This is a genomic window from Sphingomonas sp. SL1004 (assembly GCF_057815015.1).
Window position 1 is genome coordinate 3,001,798 of the sequence record NZ_JBYMUX010000001.1, and the last position, 20,682, is coordinate 3,022,479.

The 20,682-nt window shown below is 65.9% G+C and carries 18 protein-coding genes; 13 read left to right on the top strand and 5 right to left on the bottom strand.

Annotated elements, in window-relative coordinates; translation table 11 throughout:
• The first annotated feature begins 4 nt into the window (after nucleotides 1–4).
• Together AC3D24_RS13640 and AC3D24_RS13645 are read left to right on the top strand one after the other, a co-directional pair.
• On the top strand, nucleotides 5–751 hold the full coding sequence (locus AC3D24_RS13640; RefSeq protein WP_489031454.1) for a TIGR02186 family protein: 747 nt from the start codon (nucleotides 5–7) through the stop codon (nucleotides 749–751).
• A gap of 260 nt (nucleotides 752–1,011) precedes the next feature.
• Nucleotides 1,012–2,634, top strand: coding sequence for an ATP-binding protein (locus tag AC3D24_RS13645; RefSeq protein WP_489033159.1), 1,623 nt, complete (start codon nucleotides 1,012–1,014; stop codon nucleotides 2,632–2,634).
• A 456-nt stretch (nucleotides 2,635–3,090) separates the two neighbouring features.
• Here AC3D24_RS13645 and AC3D24_RS13650 read toward each other — a convergent pair whose 3' ends face one another.
• The gene (locus AC3D24_RS13650; RefSeq protein ID WP_489031456.1) at nucleotides 3,091–3,429 is read right to left on the bottom strand and encodes a hypothetical protein; all 339 of its coding nucleotides are present in this window, start codon (nucleotides 3,427–3,429) and stop codon (nucleotides 3,091–3,093) included.
• An 816-nt stretch (nucleotides 3,430–4,245) separates the two neighbouring features.
• Nucleotides 4,246–5,754, bottom strand: coding sequence for a peptidoglycan DD-metalloendopeptidase family protein (locus AC3D24_RS13655; protein WP_489031458.1), 1,509 nt, complete (start codon nucleotides 5,752–5,754; stop codon nucleotides 4,246–4,248).
• A gap of 197 nt (nucleotides 5,755–5,951) precedes the next feature.
• On the opposite strand from AC3D24_RS13655, the gene AC3D24_RS13660 reads away from it, so the two are divergent.
• The 9 genes from AC3D24_RS13660 to AC3D24_RS13700 all read left to right on the top strand — a co-directional run bounded on the left by AC3D24_RS13660 (nucleotide 5,952) and on the right by AC3D24_RS13700 (nucleotide 13,915).
• Complete coding sequence (locus AC3D24_RS13660) at nucleotides 5,952–8,444, top strand: helicase-related protein (RefSeq protein ID WP_489031460.1); 2,493 nt, start codon at nucleotides 5,952–5,954, stop codon at nucleotides 8,442–8,444.
• Complete coding sequence (locus AC3D24_RS13665; RefSeq protein ID WP_489031462.1) at nucleotides 8,437–8,745, top strand: RNA-binding S4 domain-containing protein; 309 nt, start codon at nucleotides 8,437–8,439, stop codon at nucleotides 8,743–8,745. The genes AC3D24_RS13660 and AC3D24_RS13665 overlap by 8 nt, the downstream gene beginning before the upstream one ends.
• A 246-nt stretch (nucleotides 8,746–8,991) precedes the next feature.
• Complete coding sequence (gene fdxA, locus AC3D24_RS13670; protein ID WP_031393648.1) at nucleotides 8,992–9,333, top strand: ferredoxin FdxA; 342 nt, start codon at nucleotides 8,992–8,994, stop codon at nucleotides 9,331–9,333.
• Nucleotides 9,334–9,536: 203 nt separating this feature from the next.
• On the top strand, nucleotides 9,537–10,070 hold the full coding sequence (locus AC3D24_RS13675; RefSeq protein ID WP_489031464.1) for a CarD family transcriptional regulator: 534 nt from the start codon (nucleotides 9,537–9,539) through the stop codon (nucleotides 10,068–10,070).
• A gap of 552 nt (nucleotides 10,071–10,622) precedes the next feature.
• Nucleotides 10,623–10,934: a hypothetical protein gene (locus AC3D24_RS13680; RefSeq protein ID WP_489031466.1), complete on the top strand. Its 312-nt coding sequence runs from the start codon at nucleotides 10,623–10,625 to the stop codon at nucleotides 10,932–10,934.
• 101 nt (nucleotides 10,935–11,035) lie between these two features.
• Complete coding sequence (locus AC3D24_RS13685) at nucleotides 11,036–11,776, top strand: hypothetical protein (protein WP_489031468.1); 741 nt, start codon at nucleotides 11,036–11,038, stop codon at nucleotides 11,774–11,776.
• A 27-nt stretch (nucleotides 11,777–11,803) separates the two neighbouring features.
• Nucleotides 11,804–12,178 (top strand): Rap1a/Tai family immunity protein, encoded by a 375-nt coding sequence (locus AC3D24_RS13690; RefSeq protein WP_489031470.1) that lies wholly within the window; start codon nucleotides 11,804–11,806, stop codon nucleotides 12,176–12,178.
• A 210-nt stretch (nucleotides 12,179–12,388) separates the two neighbouring features.
• The gene (locus tag AC3D24_RS13695; protein WP_489031472.1) at nucleotides 12,389–13,120 is read left to right on the top strand and encodes a head GIN domain-containing protein; all 732 of its coding nucleotides are present in this window, start codon (nucleotides 12,389–12,391) and stop codon (nucleotides 13,118–13,120) included.
• Between the two features lie 69 nt (nucleotides 13,121–13,189).
• Nucleotides 13,190–13,915, top strand: coding sequence for a GIN domain-containing protein (locus AC3D24_RS13700; protein WP_489031474.1), 726 nt, complete (start codon nucleotides 13,190–13,192; stop codon nucleotides 13,913–13,915).
• 377 nt (nucleotides 13,916–14,292) lie between these two features.
• Here the strand turns inward: AC3D24_RS13700 and AC3D24_RS13705 are convergent, their stop codons facing one another.
• Both AC3D24_RS13705 and mgtE read right to left on the bottom strand, forming a co-directional pair.
• Nucleotides 14,293–14,697: a DUF1489 family protein gene (locus AC3D24_RS13705; RefSeq protein ID WP_056053914.1), complete on the bottom strand. Its 405-nt coding sequence runs from the start codon at nucleotides 14,695–14,697 to the stop codon at nucleotides 14,293–14,295.
• Between the two features lie 31 nt (nucleotides 14,698–14,728).
• A complete protein-coding gene (mgtE, locus tag AC3D24_RS13710; RefSeq protein WP_423324188.1) occupies nucleotides 14,729–16,138 on the bottom strand; it encodes a magnesium transporter in 1,410 nt (469 codons plus the stop codon).
• Between the two features lie 110 nt (nucleotides 16,139–16,248).
• Here mgtE and AC3D24_RS13715 point away from each other — a divergent pair, with 110 nt between their 5' ends.
• Nucleotides 16,249–16,707, top strand: a complete 459-nt coding sequence (locus AC3D24_RS13715) for a peptidylprolyl isomerase (protein ID WP_423324186.1) — start codon at nucleotides 16,249–16,251, stop codon at nucleotides 16,705–16,707.
• Between the two features lie 370 nt (nucleotides 16,708–17,077).
• On the opposite strand, the gene AC3D24_RS13720 is transcribed toward AC3D24_RS13715, so the two are convergent.
• Nucleotides 17,078–17,962, bottom strand: a complete 885-nt coding sequence (locus AC3D24_RS13720) for a LysR substrate-binding domain-containing protein (protein WP_423324184.1) — start codon at nucleotides 17,960–17,962, stop codon at nucleotides 17,078–17,080.
• A 283-nt stretch (nucleotides 17,963–18,245) separates the two neighbouring features.
• Here AC3D24_RS13720 and AC3D24_RS13725 point away from each other — a divergent pair, with 283 nt between their 5' ends.
• Complete coding sequence (locus tag AC3D24_RS13725) at nucleotides 18,246–20,519, top strand: CDC48 family AAA ATPase (RefSeq protein WP_489031477.1); 2,274 nt, start codon at nucleotides 18,246–18,248, stop codon at nucleotides 20,517–20,519.
• The last annotated feature ends 163 nt before the right edge of the window (nucleotides 20,520–20,682 follow it).

Below are 20,682 nucleotides of genomic sequence, written 5' to 3' on the forward strand. Positions count from 1 at the left end.
GTGGATGATCCTGCTGCTGGCGCCGCTGCTGATGGCGCAGGCCAAGCCGGTGCTCGTCCCCGATGTGTCGCAGCGCAATATCGAGATCGCCTACAGCTTCACCGGTGCCGAACTGCTGCTGTTCGGCGCGATTCTCTATCCCGGCGGCCGCCTGCCGACCGGCGAGCAGCCCACCGACGTGGTCGTCGTCGTGAAGGGCCCGACGCAATCGATCCTGATGCGCGAGAAGGAGAAGGTCGCCGGGATCTGGGTCAACGCGTCACGGCTGCGCTACCGGTCCGCGCCCAGTTTCTACGCGATCGCTTCGTCGAAGCCGATCGGCCGGCTGGTCGACGATCGAACGCGCGCGATCTACGAGCTCGGGCTCGACAGCCTGCAATTGTCGCCCGCCTCCAGCGCGCCGACCGCCACGCAGGACCGTTTCCAGAAAGGCCTGGTCGACCTCAAGCGCCGCGCCGGCCTGTATTACGAGGCGCCGCGCGCGGTCGAGATCACCGACGGCGTCCTCTACCGCGCGCGCGTGACGATCCCGGCGCGCGTGCCCGTCGGTCGCTTCACCGCGGAGACGTTCCTGATCCGCGACGGCCGCGTGCTGGCGGCGGCGGTCCGCGATATCGACATCCGCAAATCGGGCTTCGAGCGGTTCGTCGCGCGTGCCGCGGATCGCTCGTCGGTGATCTACGGCCTCGTCGCGGTCGCGCTGTCGGTGTTCCTCGGCTGGGCCGCCGGCTGGATCGCACGCCGGGTCTAGGACTCCGCCGAAGTGATGTTTGCTCGCGAAGGCGTGGACCCAGTCTGGGCTCCCGTCTTCGCGGGAGAACGAGGAGGAACGCGCGGCCGTGCCACAGATTGGTTCAGCCTCGCCACGGTCGGATCCTTAACGCAATCCTCATCGGATATTTACGCCTTTCGTAGCACAGCTGCTCGGTGATGACTGGAGATCATGCGAGAATGAGCGACTTGTCGGGACATGACGCGTTCCTGCGGGCAGCACCGCTGACCGGCGGGCCGATGGTCGCGTCTGTCGAACCGGGCGCCGTCGCAGTGCCGATCGGCGTGGTCTTCGCGATCGCGGGCTCAAGCAGCCGGGTCCTCCTCGACCGCGCGTCGATCGGCGCCGTGTTCGACGATCCCGATCCCGTGGTCGCTGCGGCGGGCCAAGTCGGCAGCCAGATCAAGATGCGCGTCGGCGCGACTTGGCTGGTCGCCAACATCCGCTCGCTGAAGCTCGAGGATGCCGCCGGCACCTGCGTCGCGGCCGAGATCGACTATCTCGGCGAAGGCGACGAGGAGCAACTGACCGGCAAGCTCTTCCGGTTCCGCCGCGGCGTCACGCGCTATCCGATGCCCGGCTGCGAGGTATTCCCGATCACGACCGCCGACCTGAAACAGGTCTACGCCGCGGACGATCGCGCCAATATCGAGGTCGGCATGGTCTATCCGACCACCGATATCCGCGCCGCGCTGTATATCGATGCGATGCTTGGCAAGCATTTCGCGCTCGTCGGATCGACCGGCACGGGCAAGTCGACCAGCGCCGCGCTGATCCTGCATCGGATCTGCGAACTGGCGCCGCAGGGGCATATCGTGATGATCGATCCGCACGGCGAATATGCCGCCGCGTTCAAATCGAACGGCGCGCTGTACGACGTCTCGAATTTGCAGATGCCGTATTGGCTGATGAACTTCGAAGAGCATTGCGAGGTGTTCCTCACCAGCAGCGGCTCCGCGCGGCAGTTCGATGCCGACATCCTCGCCAAATGCCTGCTCGCCGCCAAGGCCAAGAGCCGCCTCGGCCAGGAGATCGCCAAGCTCACCGTCGACGCGCCGATCCCGTATCTGCTGAGCGACCTGACGACGATCATCAGCGCCGAGATGGGCCGGATGGACCGCGCCGGTGACACCGCGCCGTACCTTCGCCTGAAGACCAAGATCGACGAGATCAAGGCCGATCCGCGCTATGGCTTCATGTTCTCGGGCATGCTCGTCGCCGATACGATGGCGAGCTTCCTCAGCCGCATCTTCCGCCTGCCCGGCGACGGCAAGCCGATCTCGATCATCGATGTCTCGGGCGTGCCTTCGGACATCACCTCGGTAGTCGTCGCGGTGCTGGCGCGGATGACGTTCGACTTCGCGATCTGGTCGCGCAACGAGCCGCAGCGCCCGATCCTGCTCGTCTGCGAGGAGGCGCATCGCTACATCCCGGCGGGGCAGGAGACGAGCAGCTCGGTCGGTCGCATCCTCGGCCGGATCGCCAAGGAGGGTCGCAAATACGGCGTGTCGCTGGGCCTCATCACGCAGCGCCCGTCGGACCTCGCGGAGGGCGTGCTGTCGCAATGCGGCACGATCATCGCGATGCGCCTCAACAACGACCGCGACCAGGCCTTCGTCCGCGCCGCCATGCCAGAGGGTGCGCGGGGCTTCCTCGATTCGATCCCGGCGCTGCGCAATCGCGAGTGCATCATCTGCGGGGAGGGCGTGACGATCCCGATCCGCGTGAGCTTCGACGGGTTGGAGGAATCGAAACGGCCGGCATCGGGTGATCCGCTGTTCTCCGAGCTATGGCGCCACGTCGGCCATGAGGACCAGATCATCGGTCGCACGATCCAGCGCTGGCGGGCACAGGGGAAGTAGGGGCGTTTTCACATTGATGTCTGGGTCTGAACTGATAACGGAGTTGCCGCTTCAGGCGACAGCGGTGCCAAGCAGCCGTTCGCCATGCGTTACCGAGCGGTTCTACGACGCCGATAGACCATGAATGCCGACAACAAGCCCAATCCCAAGACCGAACCCAGCGCGCGAAGCCGCAAAAAATTCTCGGGTTCCGTCGCTGCATGCCCTCCAAAACTGCCGATGGCGAAACCGACGGCGAGAAACAGTCCCGCTATGGGGGCATGGTTCCGGTGGCCGAGCCACGCGACGACAGCCCACCCCAAAAGTCCGTAGATCAGGACATTCACGCAGACGATCGCAACGGGGAGCATGTGGGCTGTTTCCTCAAAACCGGAACGGGACAATACTCAGCCGATATACTGGCCTCAATCTATTCTTCGGATTCAAGAACTCGGGCGTCTGCACAGGGATCGCGATTCACGATCGCAATGTTTCAACGAACCGGTACTCTTCGAATCGATAATCGAGACCATCGGCGAGCGATTCCCGCGTCGTGTGAACAAGGTCTTCGCCGCCATAGCTGGCCGGGAGCGTCATCATGGCTTCGGCACGACCGTTACCAAGAATTCTGATCGCCGACATTGCGGGGGCGGGTCTGAAAGCGCTTTGGAGCTTTGCAAAGCGCTCCACGCCCTGCTGTGGACCTGCAACCGTAAGATGCTTTCTCACCGTACTGGTCGTGTGTTCATCGCGGCCACATCCGACCAGAGCCGTAGACGTTGCCAAGATCAATAGCATGAGGTGCTGCCGGCGCATTCCGCTCTCCCTGAAAACTCTATTCCGGAAGGTGTCAGTTAAGTGGAATGTCCGCAATCCGGCGGCCGGATTTGATCGCGATGGCGAGCTCCGAGCGACAGCGGAAAGACTTTTGGGTTTGCACCGCTCAACGGTCCAAACGTCTGGATGGGGAAGGAAAGCGGAACGGCGGTTCCCAGCGTGTTTGCGGCCGTCAAGGGGTGCGCGAAAGCGAGGAGATAGCGTTTGCACATGATTAGAGCTTGCGTGAGAAGCGTGACCGGACGAGCATAGATTCTCGATCCAAGAGGGTGACCATGCGGGCCTTGATGGTAGTTTCTATGATCGTAGCGGAGGTGCCAAACGCGACGAAGACGCAGCAGATTTGCGAAGTTGGGCGTGTCGCGCTTCGCGATTTGCCCCCAGCCGATTTGGGCGGGAGTTCCGACACCTACTATGAAGGCCCCGACGCGAACCACCATGGTCTGTTGGTGATGTGTCCTAAGCTAAAGGATATATTGCCCATGGGTTATCTGCTGGCAGACAGCGACGCGCGAAAGCGTGCAGCAGTCCACGTCCCCTCGGGAACAACCACGCGTCCGGCCAGCATCTACACGATCCAACTTCCAGAGATCAGCGCCGACCGGCAATCTGCTATCGTTCACTTCACTTATCGTTGCACGGGACTTTGCGGCGGTGAGTTCGACGCCCGCTATGTTCGAACGTCGAGAGGATGGCAGCGAGACGGCCCTGCACGGACACTCTCCGTATCGTGAGCAAAAGCGAACGGTAGGTTTTTGGTCAAGCATGAGGACACCTAATGTCCGCAAGTGGGCGTTACCCGCCGATCCGCACCGTCAGCAGTTGCGCGACCTTGGCCTTGAACGCGCGCAGTTTCTCACCCGATAGTTGCGCGACGCTGGCGAACGACACCGAGCGCGGGTTGATTGCTGCGCCGTTCTTCCACACTTCCCAGTGGAGATGCGGGCCGGTCGACATGCCGGTCGAGCCGACATAGCCGATCACCTGCCCCTGCCGGACGCGCGTGCCCGACGACACCGCGATTCGGCTCATATGGCCATAGCCGCTCGCCATGCCGCCGCCGTGGACCAGCTTGACGAAGTTGCCGTAGCCGCCCGTCCGGCCCGCGAACGCGACGATGCCGTCGGTCATCGCGTGGATCGGCGCGCCGTAGGGCGCGCCGATGTCGAGGCCCTTGTGCATCCGGGTGAAACCCAGCAGCGGGTGCATACGCAGCCCGAAGCTGGAGGTGATCCGCCCGATCACCGGCATGCCCGAGACGGCGCGGCGCTCGGTCTGGCCGTTCGCGTCGAACCAGCCGCCACGGCTTGCCCCGTCGTCGGGGTCCGTATTCGCGGCATCGGGGGCGAACCGTACGAGTTGCACTTTGCGCCGGCCCTGATCGATGCCGGCGAACAGCAGGTCGCCGATCCGCGTCTCGCCCGTGGCGGCGCGCTCGCGCTCGACGATCACGTCGAAGCTGTCCGCCGCGGTGACGTCGCGGCCGATCGACAACCGCGTCGAGATCGCCTTGATGAACGATTCGACCGCCTTCGCAGGCACCCCCGCCGCGCGCGCGGAACGGTAAAGGCTGGACCCGACAAGGCCCTGGATCCGAAGCGGGGTGGAGTCGATTGCGATCGGCTTGCGGTTCGCCGTCAGTCCGCCCGCACCCCGCGCGAGCGACAACGCCAGATCGAACCGCGCGCGGAAATCGAGCTTTTCCAGCGGCCGCGCCACGGTCCGGTCCGCGCGCCGGCCTAGCGTGAGCGCGATCCGCGTCCCCGCCGGGATCGCGCGCGGATCGACCGATTGCGCGACCAGTGCCCCGGCGGCTTCGGCATCGTTGCGGCCGACGCCGGCACGCATCAGCACGCGGTCGAAGCTGTCTCCATCGCCAAGCGTCGCGGAGAGGTCGACGCTCGGCCGTTCAGGCACTTCGGCGAGCGGCGCGACGAGATCGTTCGCCCCCATCCGCCGCCCTGTCGTCGCGCCCTGCGCCAGTGACGCGATGCCCTGCGCCCGCGTTTCCTCCCACTCGGCGCCCGCGAGCGGCGGCGGTACTGCGCCGACGAGCGGCCTCATCCCCGGCGACAGCATCCAGGTCGCGGCACACAGCGCGGTGCAGGTCGCAAGCCCGCGCCACCAGTCGAGACTGCCGATCCGCGAGCCCAGATCTGGCACCCAGTCGATCCGCGTCGTCCGGTCCCGCAACACGGCCACGCCAAATGGTGCGGAGGCAGGCATGACGGCGGGCGCACGGCCAAATCCCCGGCTCGCCGCGGCGCCGGCCAGTTCGAAGCCCTGATCGTTACGAAGATACACGCAAGGCCGCCCCGATGGTGCCGGTCCCCCGGCGTCAGGCGGTGGTTGTGATCGCTACGTGCTAAAGTCAAATTAACCGATGTGTACGTGCAGATCGCTTTGCGGCGAGATGTGCGCGGCCGGCGGCGGATCGTTAATGCCGAGGAAACTCTGGGCAGGTCATTGCGCCGCCACGCTTTACCCCCGATGTTGCTGCCATGAACGACGGCGCGAACGACGGGATCACGGCGGTTCTTGGCCCAACCAATACCGGCAAGACGCATCTCGCTATCGAGCGGATGTGCGCGCATTCCAGTGGCATGATCGGCTTTCCGCTGCGGTTGCTGGCGCGTGAGGTCTATGACCGGGTGGTCGCGATCAAGGGCGCGAACCGCGTGGCGCTGGTCACCGGCGAAGAGAAGATCGTGCCGCCCGATGCGCGCTGGTTCCTGTGCACCGCCGAGTCGATGCCCGATCGCGACGTTGCGTTCGTCGGGATCGACGAGGCGCAATTGGGGGCCGATCCGGAGCGGGGTCACGTCTTTACCGATCGCCTGATGCGCGCGCGCGGGCGCGAGGAGACGATGATCCTCGGCTCGGAGGCGTTGCGGCCGATGATCAAGGCGCTCGTCCCCAAGGCGGAGATCATCAATCGGCCAAGATTCTCGACGCTGACCTATGCGGGCGCGAAGAAGATCAGCCGGTTGCCCAAGCGGTCGGCGATCGTCGCGTTCTCGGCGGAGGAGGTGTACGCGGTCGCCGAGATGCTGCGGCGTCTGCGCGGTGGCGCGGCCGTCGTGATGGGCGCACTTAGCCCCCGCACCCGCAACGCGCAGGTCGCGATGTTCCAGGCGGGCGAGGTCGATTATTTGGTCGCGACCGACGCGATCGGCATGGGGCTCAACATGGACGTCGCGCATGTCGCGTTCGCCAGCCTCAACAAGTTCGACGGCAAGCGCCAGCGTCGCCTGACGGTGGCCGAGATGGCGCAGATCGCGGGCCGCGCGGGGCGGCACCAGCGCGACGGTACGTTCGGGGCGCTGTCCGACGACGGGCCCGGCGCGTTCCTGCCCGAGGAAGTGCTGGCGATCGAGGAGCACCGGTTTCCACGGCTCGAGAACCTCTATTGGCGGCAGGGCGAGCCTGATTTCTCCAGCATCGATGCACTGGTGGCTAGCCTGGAGGCGCGACCTCCTGCGGGCGTTCTGCGCGCCGCGCCTCAGGCACTCGATTTAGGGGTATTGAAGCGGCTGGCCGAAGAGGGCTGGGTGCGCGAGCGGGCGCGGCATCCGGCGATGGTCGCGCGGTTGTGGGCGGCGTGTGGCTTGCCCGATTTCCGGAAAGTCGGGCTCGATCCGCATGCGCGGTTCGTGTCGCGGGTGTTCGGGCATCTGAGCGAGGGGCGCGGGCATATTCCGCAGCAGTGGTTCGCGGACGAGATCGCGCGGCTCGATACGGTGGCGGGCGACGTGCCGGTGATCGCCGGGCGGATCGCGGCGACGCGGATCTGGGCATATATCGCGCAGCGGGCGGATTGGCTGGCCGAGCCGACCTTGTGGGCGGCGCGCACCGCGGCGCTGGAGGAGCGGCTGTCGGATGCGTTGCACGCGAGCCTGACGCAGCGTTTCGTCGACAAGCGCACGACCGCGTTGATGCGCCAGATCGGCGCGGACGCAGGCGCGCTGCCGGTGGTGATCGGGCCCGAAGGCGAGGTTATGGTCGAGGATCATCCGATCGGGCGGCTCGACGGGTTTCGGTTTACCGTGGCGGCGGATGCGCGGGCTAGCGACAAGAGGTTGCTGCTTGCGGCGGCGGAAAAACGGCTGACGGGCGAACGGTCGCGGCGCGGGCAGTCGCTGGTCGATGCGCCAGATGCCGACATCGCGCTCGACGATGCCGCGCAGGTCATCTGGGCGGGGCATCCGGTCGCCAAGCTGGGTGCGGGGCCGTCGTTCGCGCGGCCGAAGCTGATCCTCGATCGCTCGCTCGATTGCCTCGACAAGCCCGCACGGGAGCGGATCGAGGCGCGGCTGGCGCTTTGGCTTGGCACGATGCTGAAGCGCCGGATCGCGGTGCTGGTCCACCTCGCCGAACTGAGCCGGGATCCGAACGCGACACCGGCGTTGCGTGCCGTCGCAAGCGCGATCGAGGAGGCCGGCGGGATCCTGCCGCGGTTGCCGATGCGGCTGGCGCTCGACGCGATCGATTCCGAGGAGCGCAAACGGTTGCGCAAGATCGGCATCACGGTCGGCGCGCTCGATCTGTTCGATGCGCGGTTGCTCAAGCCTGAGTCGGCGCGCTGGCGGCGCATCCTCGCGGCGGCACGCGGTACGACGATCGCCGCCCCGCGAGATGGGGCGACCGTGCTGACTCGTGGCAGCGAGGGTGCGGTTCTGGAGGCAGGGTTCCGCCCCCTAGGGCTGCAGGCGGTGCGGGTCGACCTGATCGAGCGCATCGCCCGCGCCGCGCACGACTCGCGGCAGGGTCGCACGCCGTTCGCGCCCGATCCTGCGCTGGCGACGTCGATCGGCGTCGACCCTGCGTCGCTGGAGCGGTTAATGGCCGAACTCGGGTTCAAGGCGCTGGCTGGGGACACGCCACGCTGGGTCTGGCGTGGGCGGCCCCCGGCGCGGGCTGTAGCTCCGACGCCGATCGATCCGTCGCGGCAGAATGCCTTTGCCGGGCTCGCTGCACTGATCCGCCATGGTTGAAGGCGCGATGCGGATCGATCGGTTCCTGTGGTTCGTGCGGCTCGCAAAAACGCGCAGCGCCGCGCAGACGATCGCGGAGAGAGGCCATCTTCGCATCGACGGCCGGCCGATCGATCGTGCGCATTGCCCGGTACGGATCGGGAATGTGCTGACGTTTGCGGTGTCGGATCAGGTGCGGGTGATCCGGGTCGAGGCGCTGCCGGTCAGGCGAGGGCCGGCTCCTGAGGCGCAAGCGTGTTATCAGGATTTGATCGCGGGGAGGACGCCCGCCGGCACCGTCCGCGATCCTGCATCGGAATGACTCTTATCCTCCCCCGCTAGGGGGAGGTGTCGCCGAAGGTGACGGAGGGGGAGGATACCGAAGTTTTCTCTTCCTCCCCCTCCGTCTGGCAAGTGCCAGCCACCTCCCCCTGGCGGGGGAGGATACGAGAGCGACAAAGCCTGATAACGTCTCGCAGAAGGCTTGCTATGATTGACGCGACCGGCCTGCGCGCATAGTCGCTGGCGCGTTCGTCGCCGGAAAGGAATCCGGCCCAGGAGTTCTGCAATGACCTACGTCGTCACCGATGCCTGCATCCGCTGCAAGTACATGGACTGCGTGGAAGTGTGCCCGGTCGACTGCTTCTACGAAGGCGAGAACATGCTGGTGATCAATCCCAGCGAGTGCATCGACTGCGGCGTATGCGAGCCCGAATGCCCTGCCGAGGCGATCCTGCCCGACACGGAAAGTGGTCTTGAGCAGTGGCTTGAGCTGAACACGACCTTCTCGGCGCAATGGCCCAATGTCACGCGCAACGACAACCAGACGCCGCCGGACGCCGACGCGATGAAGGGCGTCGAGGGCAAGTTCGACAAGTATTTCTCGCCCGAGCCCGGCGCAGGCGACTGATAAGAGGCGGCGAATCCCGAAAAGGGCAAGCCGCCTGCCACGTTCGGCTGGTAATTTTGTTGCAAAGCTGCTAAATGGGTCCGCGACGGGCGCGATGATCTACGTCATCCGCTTGACGTGTAGACCTATCCCTCCCCCCGATGCAGCAGCGACGAGTCCTTCGTCGAGGCGTCGCGTGGAGGCCTGATCCGGAAAGGCCCCAAATGGCTGCCAAGGCACTGTCCTTCGATGTCGGTGATTTCGTCGTTTATCCAAAGCACGGAGTCGGCCGTGTGATCGAGCTGCAACGCTCGGAAATCGCCGGCATGACCCTCGAACTCTACGTCCTCCGGTTCGAGAAGGAGCGCATGACGCTCCGCGTGCCGACCAACAAGGCCGAAAGCGTCGGCATGCGCAAGCTGTCGTCGGACAAGACCATGCGGGAAGCCATGGACACGCTCAAGGGCAAGCCCAAGGTCAAGCGCACCATGTGGTCGCGCCGTGCACAGGAATATGAGGCCAAGATCAACTCGGGCGACCTGGTGTCGATCGCCGAAGTGGTCCGCGATCTGTTCCGTGCCGAGGACCAGCCCGAACAGAGCTATTCCGAGCGCCAGATCTTCGAAGGCGCGACCAGCCGCCTCGCGCGCGAACTGGCGGCGATGGAAGAGCTCGACGAGCCCAAGGCGCAGGAGAAGATCCTCGACATCCTCCGCGCTGCCGCGGCGATCTACAACAAGGACAAGGTGCCGGCGTAACTGCCGGGCGCTTTGCCGAGACGGAAGGGCGGTCCCGCGGGGCCGCCCTTTTTCGTTTTGGGGATCAGCCGCCGCGCAATCCTCGCCCGCAAGGGGGGGCATGGAAGGTGATGGAGGGGAAGGATACGGAGCAGCGGTCATCCCTTACTTCCCCCCCGTCTGGCAAGCGCTAGCCACCACCCCATGGCGTGGGAGGATTGCCGCGTACCCCTTCTACCACCCCGGCGAAGATCGGGCCCAATCGGAGAGGCCGGAGTAACGGAGCGCCGCCTCGAAATTAGCGACGTTTCCCAATTGGGCCCCGGCCTTCGCCGGGGTAGTGCAGGTATTCAAAGTATCTCTTGCGATATACGTCGTACGTTTCGCTAATCTGAACGTAACCTTGCCCCAGATTAAGAAAGCGACCGGCAGTATCGTTACGCTTGAAATCCAGTCGTAGACGCTGACGTGGACAACTCTCGCCGCACGGAGCGAACGTCTCGCCGGATATCGATTGTTATTCTGCCGACTCTCCGCTGACTGACGCCATCCATGTTTGGAAAGGTTAAGTCTATGCGTACGAATCTCCCGAAATACCCCACGGTCGCTTTGATCCTCATCGCCGGTATCGGCCTGAGCGGGTGCGCCACCAAGGGCTTCGTCCGTGAGCAGATCGGCGTGGTCAACACCCGGATCGACGGCATGGACGGCCGCCTGCGGACCGTCGAAGGCACCTCCGGCCAGGCTCTCGCCCAGGCACAGGCGGCCGCCGGCCAGTCGCAGCAGAACGGCCAGCGTATCGATCAGCTCAACGGCCGTGTCGATGGCCTCGACCAGCAGATGCAGCTGCAGGCCCAGCAGCGCCAGCGCAAGCCGCGCGGCTAAGTCATCTTCGCGAGCGCCTGCTTCGACGGACAGCCTTGCTGGACACTGTTATCATGATGTCCTCTGGGCTGCTCCGGCGCGCCTGCCGTAAGGGCATAGGCATGGGGCTGGCGCTCGCGCTCGTCGCACCGCAGGCCGCAATGGCCGGCGGTGCGACAAGCGGGGCGGCGGCGAGCAAGGCGGCCGTCTCCACCAAGTCGCGCAAGACGAAGGCCGCGAAGCGGTCTGGGACCAAGGCCGCCAAGCCGGTGGAGGCGCCCCCGCTGCTCCTGCCGCCGCAATCCGAGCCGACGAGTCGCATGATCGCCTGGATCGCGGCCGAACACGACAATGGCGGCCTGCCCTATGTCGTCATCGACAAGCAGGCGGCATCTTTGCTGCTGTTCAGCGGCAAAAGCGAGTTTCTCGGCCAGGCGCCCGTGCTGCTCGGCGTCGGCGTGGGAGATGACTCCTCGCCGGGCGTCGGTGTGAAGGACCTGTCGGACATCGGCCCGGCCGAGCGGACGACGCCGGCGGGGCGGTTCGTCGCGAAGTTCGGGCGCGCTTTCGGTCACCAGCGCGTGATCTGGGTCGATTATGCCAATTCGGTCGCGATCCACGCGGTGATCACGACTCACAAGAGCGAGCACCGCGTCGACCGGCTGTTGTCGCCGACGCCGGACGACAACCGGATCAGCTTCGGCTGCATCAACGTCGGCACCAAATTCTACACCCGGACGCTCACCCCGCTGTTCCAGAAGAAGGGCGCCGTGGTCTATATCCTGCCCGACACCAAATCGCTCGACGACGTCTTCCCGCGCGTGCGCCTGCTGCCCTATGTCGGCGCGGCCGTCGCCAGCTAGCACGCTGTCCGGCGCAAGGGAAAAACGATGATCCTGCTGATGCTTGCCACGCTCGCCGCGGCTGATCGACCCGCCGATCGAACCGCTGCTCGACCTGCCGCTAAAGGGCCCGATCGCCCCGTGGTGGTGAGTTCGCTGACGACCCAGCAGCTCCTGGAATTCTGCCAGGGCAAGGACGGCGATCCGACCGCCAATTTCTGCACTGGCTATATCCTCGGCGAGTTCGATGCCTTGTCGCTGGCGGGCGACATCTGCCCGCTGCCGGCGCGTGCCTCGAACATCGAGGTTGCCGCGGCGGTGCGGAAGTATCTGCGGGCGCGGGCCAAGAAGACAGGCACCGGTGCGCCGTCCTTCGTCGTTCGCGATGCGCTGCGCGACGCCTACCCGTGCAACGGTCGCTAGGCTCCTGCATCCTCCCCCGCCAGGGGGGGCTGGCTCTTGCCAGTCAAAGGGGGAGGTAAGCGACCACCCCCGTTTCGTGTCCTCCCCTCCGTCGCCTTCGGCGTCACCTCCCCCTGGCGGGGGAGGATACCCAAGCCATGCTCCCCTAATATTTCGCTTTGTTACGCTCCCGATCAGGTGTATTGTCACAACAACACACAGGAGGATGCGATGAACTTTCTTGCGCTCGGTCTGATCATTCCTCTCGCGGCCTGTTCGTTCAGCTGGAACGGCGACGACGAAGGCTCGGGTGCCGCGGCGTCCGGCTCGGGCACCACCCGCACCTACCAGGTCGCCGGCTTCAACGGCATCGACCTGCGCGGGTCGGACGATGTCGACGTCCGCGTCGGCACCGGCTTCTCGATCCGCGCCGAGGGCCCGAGCGAGCAGCTCGACCGGCTGCGGATAGGCCGCGACGGCGACACGCTCGACATCGGCCGCAAGAACGGGACGAATTTCGGCTGGAGCAAGGGCGCCAAGGTCAAGGTGTACGTCACGCTGCCGCGGCTGACCGAGGCGAACGTCTCGGGATCGGGCAACATGGCGGTGGACCGCGTCGAAGGCGGCGGGTTCAAGGGCGGGATTGCCGGATCGGGCAATCTCGACATCGCCGCGATCCAGGTCGACGATGCGCGATTCTCGATCGCGGGCTCGGGCACCGCCCGCGCGAGCGGTACCGCGCGCGACCTGAAGGTCGAGATCGCCGGATCGGGCGACGTCGATGGCGCCAGGCTCCAGGCGCAGTCGGCCAAGATCGAAATTGCCGGCTCGGGCAGCGTCCGCGCGATCGTCAACGGTCCGGCGAGCGTCGACATGATGGGATCGGGCGACGTCGATCTCGGCCCGAATTCGCGCTGCAAGACGTCGAAGATGGGCTCGGGCAAGGTGCGCTGCGGCGGCTGACTTGCGTGCCAGGGAGCTTGCGTGCCGGGGAGCTTGCGTGACAGTCGGGAAGCGTCGACGGTCGCGGGCATGAGATATCTGTTCGCACCGCTGCTGCTCCTGTGTTCGCCGGCCCTCTCTCAGGCGTCTGCGCAGAGCCGTACCGTGTCGGTCGGCAGCTTCGACCGTATCCGGGTCGAGGGACCGTTCGAGGTGCGCGTGACGATCGGCTCGCCGCGCGTGACGATCACGGGTCCACGGAGCAGTGACGATGTCGCGGTCCGGGTCGATGGCACGACGCTGTCGGTGCGCAAAGGCACCGGCGGCTGGGGCGAACAGCCGCGCGGCCGTGGCATTGGAGGTGGAGGGGGGCCGATCGTGGTCACGCTCTCGACCCCTGGCCTGACCTCGGCCAGCGTGTCGGCGGGCGGACGCATGACTATCGCCCGGATGCGCGGCATGCGGGTCGACGTGACGGTCAGCGGCAATGGCAGCCTGGTGCTCGCCGCCGCGGACACGGACCAGCTGAACGCGACGCTGATCGGCACCGGCCAGATGACGCTCGCCGGCCGGGCGGCCCGGGCACGGCTGATCACCAGCGGGCCCGGCATGATCGATGCGTCCGCGCTGGCGGTGAACGACCTCACCGTCCATCTCGACGGCGTCGGCGAAACCAAGGCAGCGGCGCGCTATACCGCGCAGGTGACGAACAGCGGTCTGGGGACGGTCACGATCACCGGTCCTGCGAAATGCCGCGTCGATGCGGCGGCGGGCGGGCCGGTGGTATGCGGGAAGCCGGGTGCGATGGCGCCTTAGATCAGGCGTCATTAGGCCCCGAGCCGATCGCCAATTTCCTGATCCTCCCCCGCCAGGGGGAGGTGGCGCCGAAGGCGACGGAGGGGGAGGACACGCAACAGACTTGGTCGCAAACCTCCCCCTCCATCAGGCTGACGCCTGCCACCCCCCCCCTGGCGGGCGAGGATCAGGCAGTCGCCCCGTCTCCACATCCGTAACCCCAGCCACATCCGTCACCCCAGCGAAAGCTGGGGTATTTCACGGGGCACGCGACGCTCGCCAAACGGAGAGATCCCAGCTTCCCCTGGGATGACGGGAGGGGCTGGGATGACGGGAGGGGATGGGATGACGGCCAGGGGTGGCGATCGACAAGATCGGCAACGCCCCCGATCCCCTACTCAGATCAGCGCCAGCTCCGCCAGCTTGGTCATCAATGCCGGTGGCATCACATCCAGCCCGGTCGCGTCGCCCCCCAGATCGAGCGGTGCATCCGCGCCCTCCAGATACCGCCATCCCTGATGCGCGCGCTTGGGCCGCGCCTGCACCAGCACCAGCTTCGGATCGATGTGGATCGCGACGCGCCCCTCTTCGGCCTCGCCGAATCCCAGTATCGGCGATCGGGCGATCAGCTGGTGCTTCAGGATCCAGAACATCGAACCCTGGCCCGCCACTTCCTCATGCCGCTTGGGCAGATAGCGCGTCGTCAGGAACACCGGCCCCTCCTCGCCGCGCAGGCGAAGCCGCTCGGCGAGATGGTCGACGCTTTCCGCGCCGAACGCGACTTTGGTGAGGTGGAGCGGCATGGCGTTGGAAATGGGCTCTAAATGCTGACGATCAACCGTGCAGCCCCCACAATGCCGCCAGCCCGAGGAACGAGAAGAAGCCCATCGTGTCGGTCATCGTCGTCACGAACACCGCGGACGACACCGCCGGATCGATCCGGAACTTGTCGAGCGTGATCGGCACCAGCACGCCGGCAAGCCCCGCGGTCAGATTGTTGGTCAGCATCGCCGCCGCGATCACGATGGAGAGATCGGTGTTGCGGAAGATCACATAGGTCCCGAGCCCGATCAGCGTCCCCAGCATGACGCCGTTCGCCGATGCGATGCGGAACTCGCGACCGATCATCCGCCGCGTATTCGAGCTCGTCAGCTGGTTGGTCGCGAGCGCACGCACCACCACCGCCAGCGTCTGAGTCCCCGCGTTGCCGCCCATGCCCGACACGATCGGCATCAGCACGGCCAGCAGCGCGAAGCTCGCGATCGTGCCCTGGAACAGCCCCACGACCGAAGACGCGACCATCGCCGTGCCAAGATTGACCACCAGCCACGTGAAACGGGTTCGCACCGTCAGCCGGATCGGCTCGTTAATGTCGCCGTCGCCCGCACCCGCCAGCCGCAGCGAATCCTCGCCTGCTTCTTCCGAGATGATGTGGACGATGTCGTCGACCGTGATCATCCCGACCAGCCGGCCGCCATGATCGACCACCGCGGCCGAGATCAGCGCGTATTTCTGAAACCTGAGTGCGACTTCCTCCTGGTCCATGTCGACCGGGATCAGCGTCTGCTCGCGCTTCATCACGTCGGCCATCGCGATTCCGCGCGGCGTGCGCAGCATCCACGACAACTGGCACGTGCCGATCGGCTTGTGCGCGGGATCGACGACGAAGATTTCCCAGAAATCGGTCGTCAGTTCCTCATGGCCGCGCAGATAATCGATCGCGTCGCCGACGGTCCAATGCTCAGGGACCGCAATCAGCTCACGCTGCATCAGGCGGCCGGCGGACTCCTCGGGATAGCTCAGCGCCTCCTCGATCGCCGCGCGGTCGTCCGGATCGAGCGCCCGCAGCACCGCGCGCTGCTCGTCCTCGTCCATGTCCTCGATGATAGCGACGGCATCGTCGGTATCGAGTTCGGACGCGAGATCGGCGACTTCGGTCGGCGTCAGCGCATCGATCAGGTCCTCGCGGACGTAATCGTTCATCTCGGCGAACACGTCGCCGTCGAGCAGGTCGGTGACCGCACGCGCCAGCGCAGCGCGATCCTCCTGCGGGGTCAGCTCGAACAGATCGGCGATGTCGGCCGGATGCAGCGGCTCGACCAGCGCGCGTGCCGCCTCGTCGTCGCCATTCTCGACCGCATCGAGCACCGCACGGACGAATTCGGGCCGCAGATGGTCGTCGCGATCGAGCTGGTTTTCGGGCTGGGTGTCGGTTTCGGGCTCGGGAAGCTCGAGTTCGCTCATGGCTGCCTCCCTTAAAAGATGGTCGGTTGGGCCCTAACGCGCCGCACGTGCATTTGCCAGTCGGAGTGCGGCTCCCTATCTGCCGCGCATCAATTCAGGAGAAGACTCAAATGGCCGATACCCCCGAAACGCTCACGCTGACCCTCGACGGCGGCGACGTCACGATCAAGCTGCGCCCCGATCTGGCGCCCAAGCATGTCGAGCGGATCGTCGAGCTGGCGAACGAAGGCTTCTACGACGGCGTGCCCTTCCACCGCGTGATCCCGGGCTTCATGGCGCAGGGCGGCGACGGCGGTCGCGGCGACGGCACCGGCGGGTCGAGCAAGCCGAACCTAAAGGCCGAGTTCTCGGCCGAGCCGCATGTCCGCGGCGTGTGCTCGATGGCGCGCACCAACCAGCCCGACACGGCGAACTCGCAGTTCTTCATCGTGTTCGACGACGCACGCTTCCTCGACAAGCAGTACACCGTCTGGGGCGAAGTGACCGACGGCATGGACTTGGTCGACAAGCTGCCGAAGGGCGAGCCGCCGAAGTCGCCCGGCAAGATCGTCAAGGCACGCGCTGCCTGAGCTGAAGGCTGCACCGGCGCAGCGCAGCTGCGCCGGAGACAGCCGAAGCCGGCCGGCGGAGCACAGCTCCGACCGACGGCGCGGCTTAGCCGCGACGCGCTTCGGGTTTGAGGTAGCGTCGCGGCGGCTGGTCTTACCTCGCAGCTCTGACCCCAACCCCCACACCCCACCCGTCATCCCAGCGAACGCTGGGATCTCCCAGTTCGGGTCTCAGCGCGTCCCAACCGGGATGCCCCAGCTTTCGCTGGGGTGACGGTAAGGGGAGCAGTGTTTGCGCCGCGGCAAAGCCGCGTCGGTCAGGTTCGCGTTGCAACCTGCCGTCCGGGTTTTCGCGAGTTTCGCGTCAGCGTGACGCAAGCCGCGCGTCACCTCACACTTCCGCCAAGGTCCGAATCAGCCAGTCGTGAAACAACCGCACAGGCTTGGTCTGCAGCGCCCGCGGGCGGCAGACGAACCAATAGCTGTACGGGCTCTCGACCTCGATATCGAACAGCCGCACCAGCCGCGGATCGTTCGCGTCCGCAAAATGACTTGCGTGCATGAACGCGACGCCAAGCCCCTGCGCGGCTGCCTCCAGCATCAGCGCGCCCGAATCGAAATGATCGATCGCCAGCGGCTCGATATCGTCCAGCCCCGCCGCCGTCCGCCACGCCGTGAACGTATCCGTCATATCGCGGTGCACCAGCGCGGTCAGCGTCGAGAGCTGTTCGGGCCGCGTGATCGGGTCCGCCCGCTCCAGCAGGCTGCGTGCGCCGATCACATACACCGAGTTCCGATCGAGCCGCCGCGCGTAGAAGGACGGATCGATCTCGCGCGACAAGGCGATCACCGCATCGAGCCCATCGCCAAGCCGCGACACCAGATGCGCCGCGGTATCGATATCGAGGTGCAGCTCGGGGTGCGTCGTGCGTAACTCGCCCAGCCGCGGGAACAGCTTCTGCGACGCATAGAGCGGCAGGATACCAAGCCGCAGCCGCAGCACTTCGGTCGTGCTGGTCAGCGATTCGACCGCATCGGACAGTGAATCGAGCACCGGCGCGATCTGCGCGAGCAGCCGCTCGCCATCCGCATTCAGCACCATCGCCTGATGTCGCCGCGCGAACAAAGGCTTGGCGATGAAGCGCTCCAGGCTCTGCACGCGCCGGCTGAGCGCGGGCGCCGACAGCGCTAGATCCTCGGCCGCGGCCTTGATAGACCCCAGCCGTGCGACCTGCACGAACGCCTCGATAGCCCCCAGTGGCGGCAGCCTGCGCATGATCCCTCTTTCGACTCGACGAGTGTGACAATGACCGCTGGACGCATTCATGCATGCGATTGCAGTTAGCGCAATCGTAGCTGATCCCTTCGCACTTGCAACACGAACCGTCTCGACGCAAAAAGACCTCGCCTTTCAGGCATCCTCTCCTAAAAACTTTCATGGGCTGGCCTTCATTGGCCGGCCCTTTTTTTGTGTTTTTACCGGCCCGCGTGCGGTTCAAGTCCTCGCACCGACGGAACCGGCTCCCCATCTCACACGCTTCGAGTTCGAAGGAATTGAGATGCCCGACAGCGAAGTGCCGACGCGGAAAATCCAGGTAGCCAATGCGCGTCCCGAGGATAGCGGCCGTGGCCTGGCGCATTTGCCGCGCGCATTGATGGCGACGCTCGGGATCGGCGAGGGCGACGTGATCGAAATCCTCGGCAAGCAGAACACGCCAGCGCGCGCCGTCGGGCCGTATCCTGAGGACGAGGGCCTCGACATCCTGCGCATCGACGGGCTCCAGCGCGCCAACGCCGGCGTCGGCTCGGGCGATTTCGTCGAGGTGCGCAAGGCTGAGTCGAAGCCAGCGACGCGCGTGGTGTTCGCCCCGGCGCAGCAGAACCTCCGCCTTCAGGGCTCGACCAACGCGCTCAAGCGCACCTTCCTCGGCCGACCGATCTGCCAGGGCGACATCGTCGCGACCGCGGGGCACCAGCGCGTCGGCAACATGCCGCCCAACGTCCAGCAGTTCATGAACGCGCCGGCGTATGCGTTGCAGGAGATCCGTCTCGCGGTGATCGCCGCCAGCCCCAAGGGCGTGGTGCACATCGACGAGAATACCGAGATCGAACTCCGCTCCGAATATGAGGAGCCGCAGGCCGCGCGCCGTGCCGACGTCACCTATGACGATATCGGCGGCATGGCGCAGACGATCGACCAGTTGCGCGAGATGGTCGAACTGCCGCTGCGCTACCCCGAGCTGTTCCAGCGCCTGGGTGTTGATCCACCCAAGGGCGTATTGCTGCACGGCCCTCCCGGTACCGGCAAGACGCGTCTCGCGCGCGCCGTCGCGAACGAATCCGACGCGCAGTTCTTCCTGATCAACGGCCCCGAGATCATGGGCTCGGCGTACGGAGAGTCAGAGTCGCGCCTCCGCGAGGTCTTCGAGGAGGCGGCGAAGGCAGCGCCTTCGATCGTGTTCATCGACGAGATCGATTCGATCGCGCCCAAGCGTGGCCAGGTGTCGGGCGAGGCGGAAAAGCGTCTCGTCGCGCAGTTGCTGACGCTGATGGACGGTCTCGAGTCGCGCGCGAACCTCGTCGTGATCGCCGCCACCAACCGTCCCGAGGCGATCGACGAAGCGCTGCGTCGTCCCGGCCGGTTCGATCGCGAGATCGTCGTCGGCGTACCCGACGAACGTGGCCGTCGTGAAATCCTCGGCATCCACACGCGGGGCATGCCGCTCGGCGATCGCGTCGACCTCGATGAGCTGTCGCGCACCACCTACGGCTTCGTCGGCGCCGATCTCGCCGCACTGACCCGCGAGGCGGCGATCGAGGCGGTGCGTCGGATCATGCCCAAGCTCAACCTCGAAGAACGGACGATCCCGCCCGAGGTGCTCGACGAACTGTCGGTCACACGCGAGGATTTCCTGGGAGCACTCAAACGCGTCCAGCCATCGGCGATGCGCGAAGTCATGGTGCAGGCGCCGACCGTGCGCTGGGCCGATGTCGGCGGTCTCGACGATGCGCAGATGCGCTTGAAGGAGGGCGTCGAACTCCCGCTCAAGAACCCGGACGCGTTCCGTCGTCTCGGCATCCGTCCGGCCAAGGGCTTCCTGCTCTACGGCCCGCCCGGCACCGGCAAGACGTTGCTCGCCAAGGCGGTCGCGCGCGAGGCGGAGGCGAACTTCATCGCCACCAAATCGTCCGATCTGCTGAGCAAATGGTACGGCGAGAGCGAACAGCAGATCGCGCGCCTGTTCCAGCGCGCGCGTCAGGTCGCACCGTGCGTGATCTTCATCGACGAACTCGATTCACTGGTGCCTGCGCGTGGTTCTGGCGCTGGCGAACCACAGGTCACCGAGCGCGTCGTCAACACGATCCTCGCCGAGATGGACGGGCTGGAGGAGCTGCAATCGGTCGTCGTGATCGGCGCGACCAACCGCCCGAACCTGATCGACCCGGCGTTGCTTCGCCCCGGCCGGTTCGACGAGCTCGTCTATGTTGGCGTGCCCGACAAAGCCGGCCGCCGCCGCATCCTCGGCATCCAGACCCAGAAGATGCCGCTGGCGTCGGACGTCGACCTCGACCGTCTGGCAGACCGTACGGACCGCTTCTCCGGCGCGGACTTGGAGGACGTCGTCCGCCGCGCCGGTCTGGTGGCATTGCGTAGGTCGATCGACTCAACCGACGTGACAATGGCCGACTTCGAGGGGGCGCTGAAGGAGTCGCGCGCCAGCGTCACTCCGGAGACCGAACGCGAATACGAACAGATGGCCGCCCGCCTGAAGCAGGACGCGACGGCGATCCAGCCAATCGGTTTCGCCTTTCCCGCGAAAGATGCGGAATGACTAGCGCCCCCCTCCCGGCGGAGGGGGGCTACGCATCGGCGATTTGTGTCTCCGCCTCTATAAGTTGACATTACGTCATACGGATCCGATGTAACTTCCATGTACGCTCCTGCGACATATAAGCGTTTCCGCGACCATTCCGGGCAACTCGCCGCACGTGGTT

Coding starts and splice junctions, on each gene's coding strand:
- AC3D24_RS13640 (WP_489031454.1), top strand. CDS start 5: ATGATCCTGCTGCTGGCGCCGCTGCTGATGGCGCAGGCCAAGCCGGTG.
- AC3D24_RS13645 (WP_489033159.1), top strand. CDS start 1,012: ATGGTCGCGTCTGTCGAACCGGGCGCCGTCGCAGTGCCGATCGGCGTG.
- AC3D24_RS13650 (WP_489031456.1), bottom strand. CDS start 3,429: ATGCGCCGGCAGCACCTCATGCTATTGATCTTGGCAACGTCTACGGCT.
- AC3D24_RS13660 (WP_489031460.1), top strand. CDS start 5,952: ATGAACGACGGCGCGAACGACGGGATCACGGCGGTTCTTGGCCCAACC.
- AC3D24_RS13665 (WP_489031462.1), top strand. CDS start 8,437: ATGGTTGAAGGCGCGATGCGGATCGATCGGTTCCTGTGGTTCGTGCGG.
- fdxA (WP_031393648.1), top strand. CDS start 8,992: ATGACCTACGTCGTCACCGATGCCTGCATCCGCTGCAAGTACATGGAC.
- AC3D24_RS13675 (WP_489031464.1), top strand. CDS start 9,537: ATGGCTGCCAAGGCACTGTCCTTCGATGTCGGTGATTTCGTCGTTTAT.
- AC3D24_RS13680 (WP_489031466.1), top strand. CDS start 10,623: ATGCGTACGAATCTCCCGAAATACCCCACGGTCGCTTTGATCCTCATC.
- AC3D24_RS13685 (WP_489031468.1), top strand. CDS start 11,036: ATGGGGCTGGCGCTCGCGCTCGTCGCACCGCAGGCCGCAATGGCCGGC.
- AC3D24_RS13690 (WP_489031470.1), top strand. CDS start 11,804: ATGATCCTGCTGATGCTTGCCACGCTCGCCGCGGCTGATCGACCCGCC.
- AC3D24_RS13695 (WP_489031472.1), top strand. CDS start 12,389: ATGAACTTTCTTGCGCTCGGTCTGATCATTCCTCTCGCGGCCTGTTCG.
- AC3D24_RS13700 (WP_489031474.1), top strand. CDS start 13,190: ATGAGATATCTGTTCGCACCGCTGCTGCTCCTGTGTTCGCCGGCCCTC.
- AC3D24_RS13705 (WP_056053914.1), bottom strand. CDS start 14,697: ATGCCGCTCCACCTCACCAAAGTCGCGTTCGGCGCGGAAAGCGTCGAC.
- mgtE (WP_423324188.1), bottom strand. CDS start 16,138: ATGAGCGAACTCGAGCTTCCCGAGCCCGAAACCGACACCCAGCCCGAA.
- AC3D24_RS13715 (WP_423324186.1), top strand. CDS start 16,249: ATGGCCGATACCCCCGAAACGCTCACGCTGACCCTCGACGGCGGCGAC.
- AC3D24_RS13720 (WP_423324184.1), bottom strand. CDS start 17,962: ATGCGCAGGCTGCCGCCACTGGGGGCTATCGAGGCGTTCGTGCAGGTC.
- AC3D24_RS13725 (WP_489031477.1), top strand. CDS start 18,246: ATGCCCGACAGCGAAGTGCCGACGCGGAAAATCCAGGTAGCCAATGCG.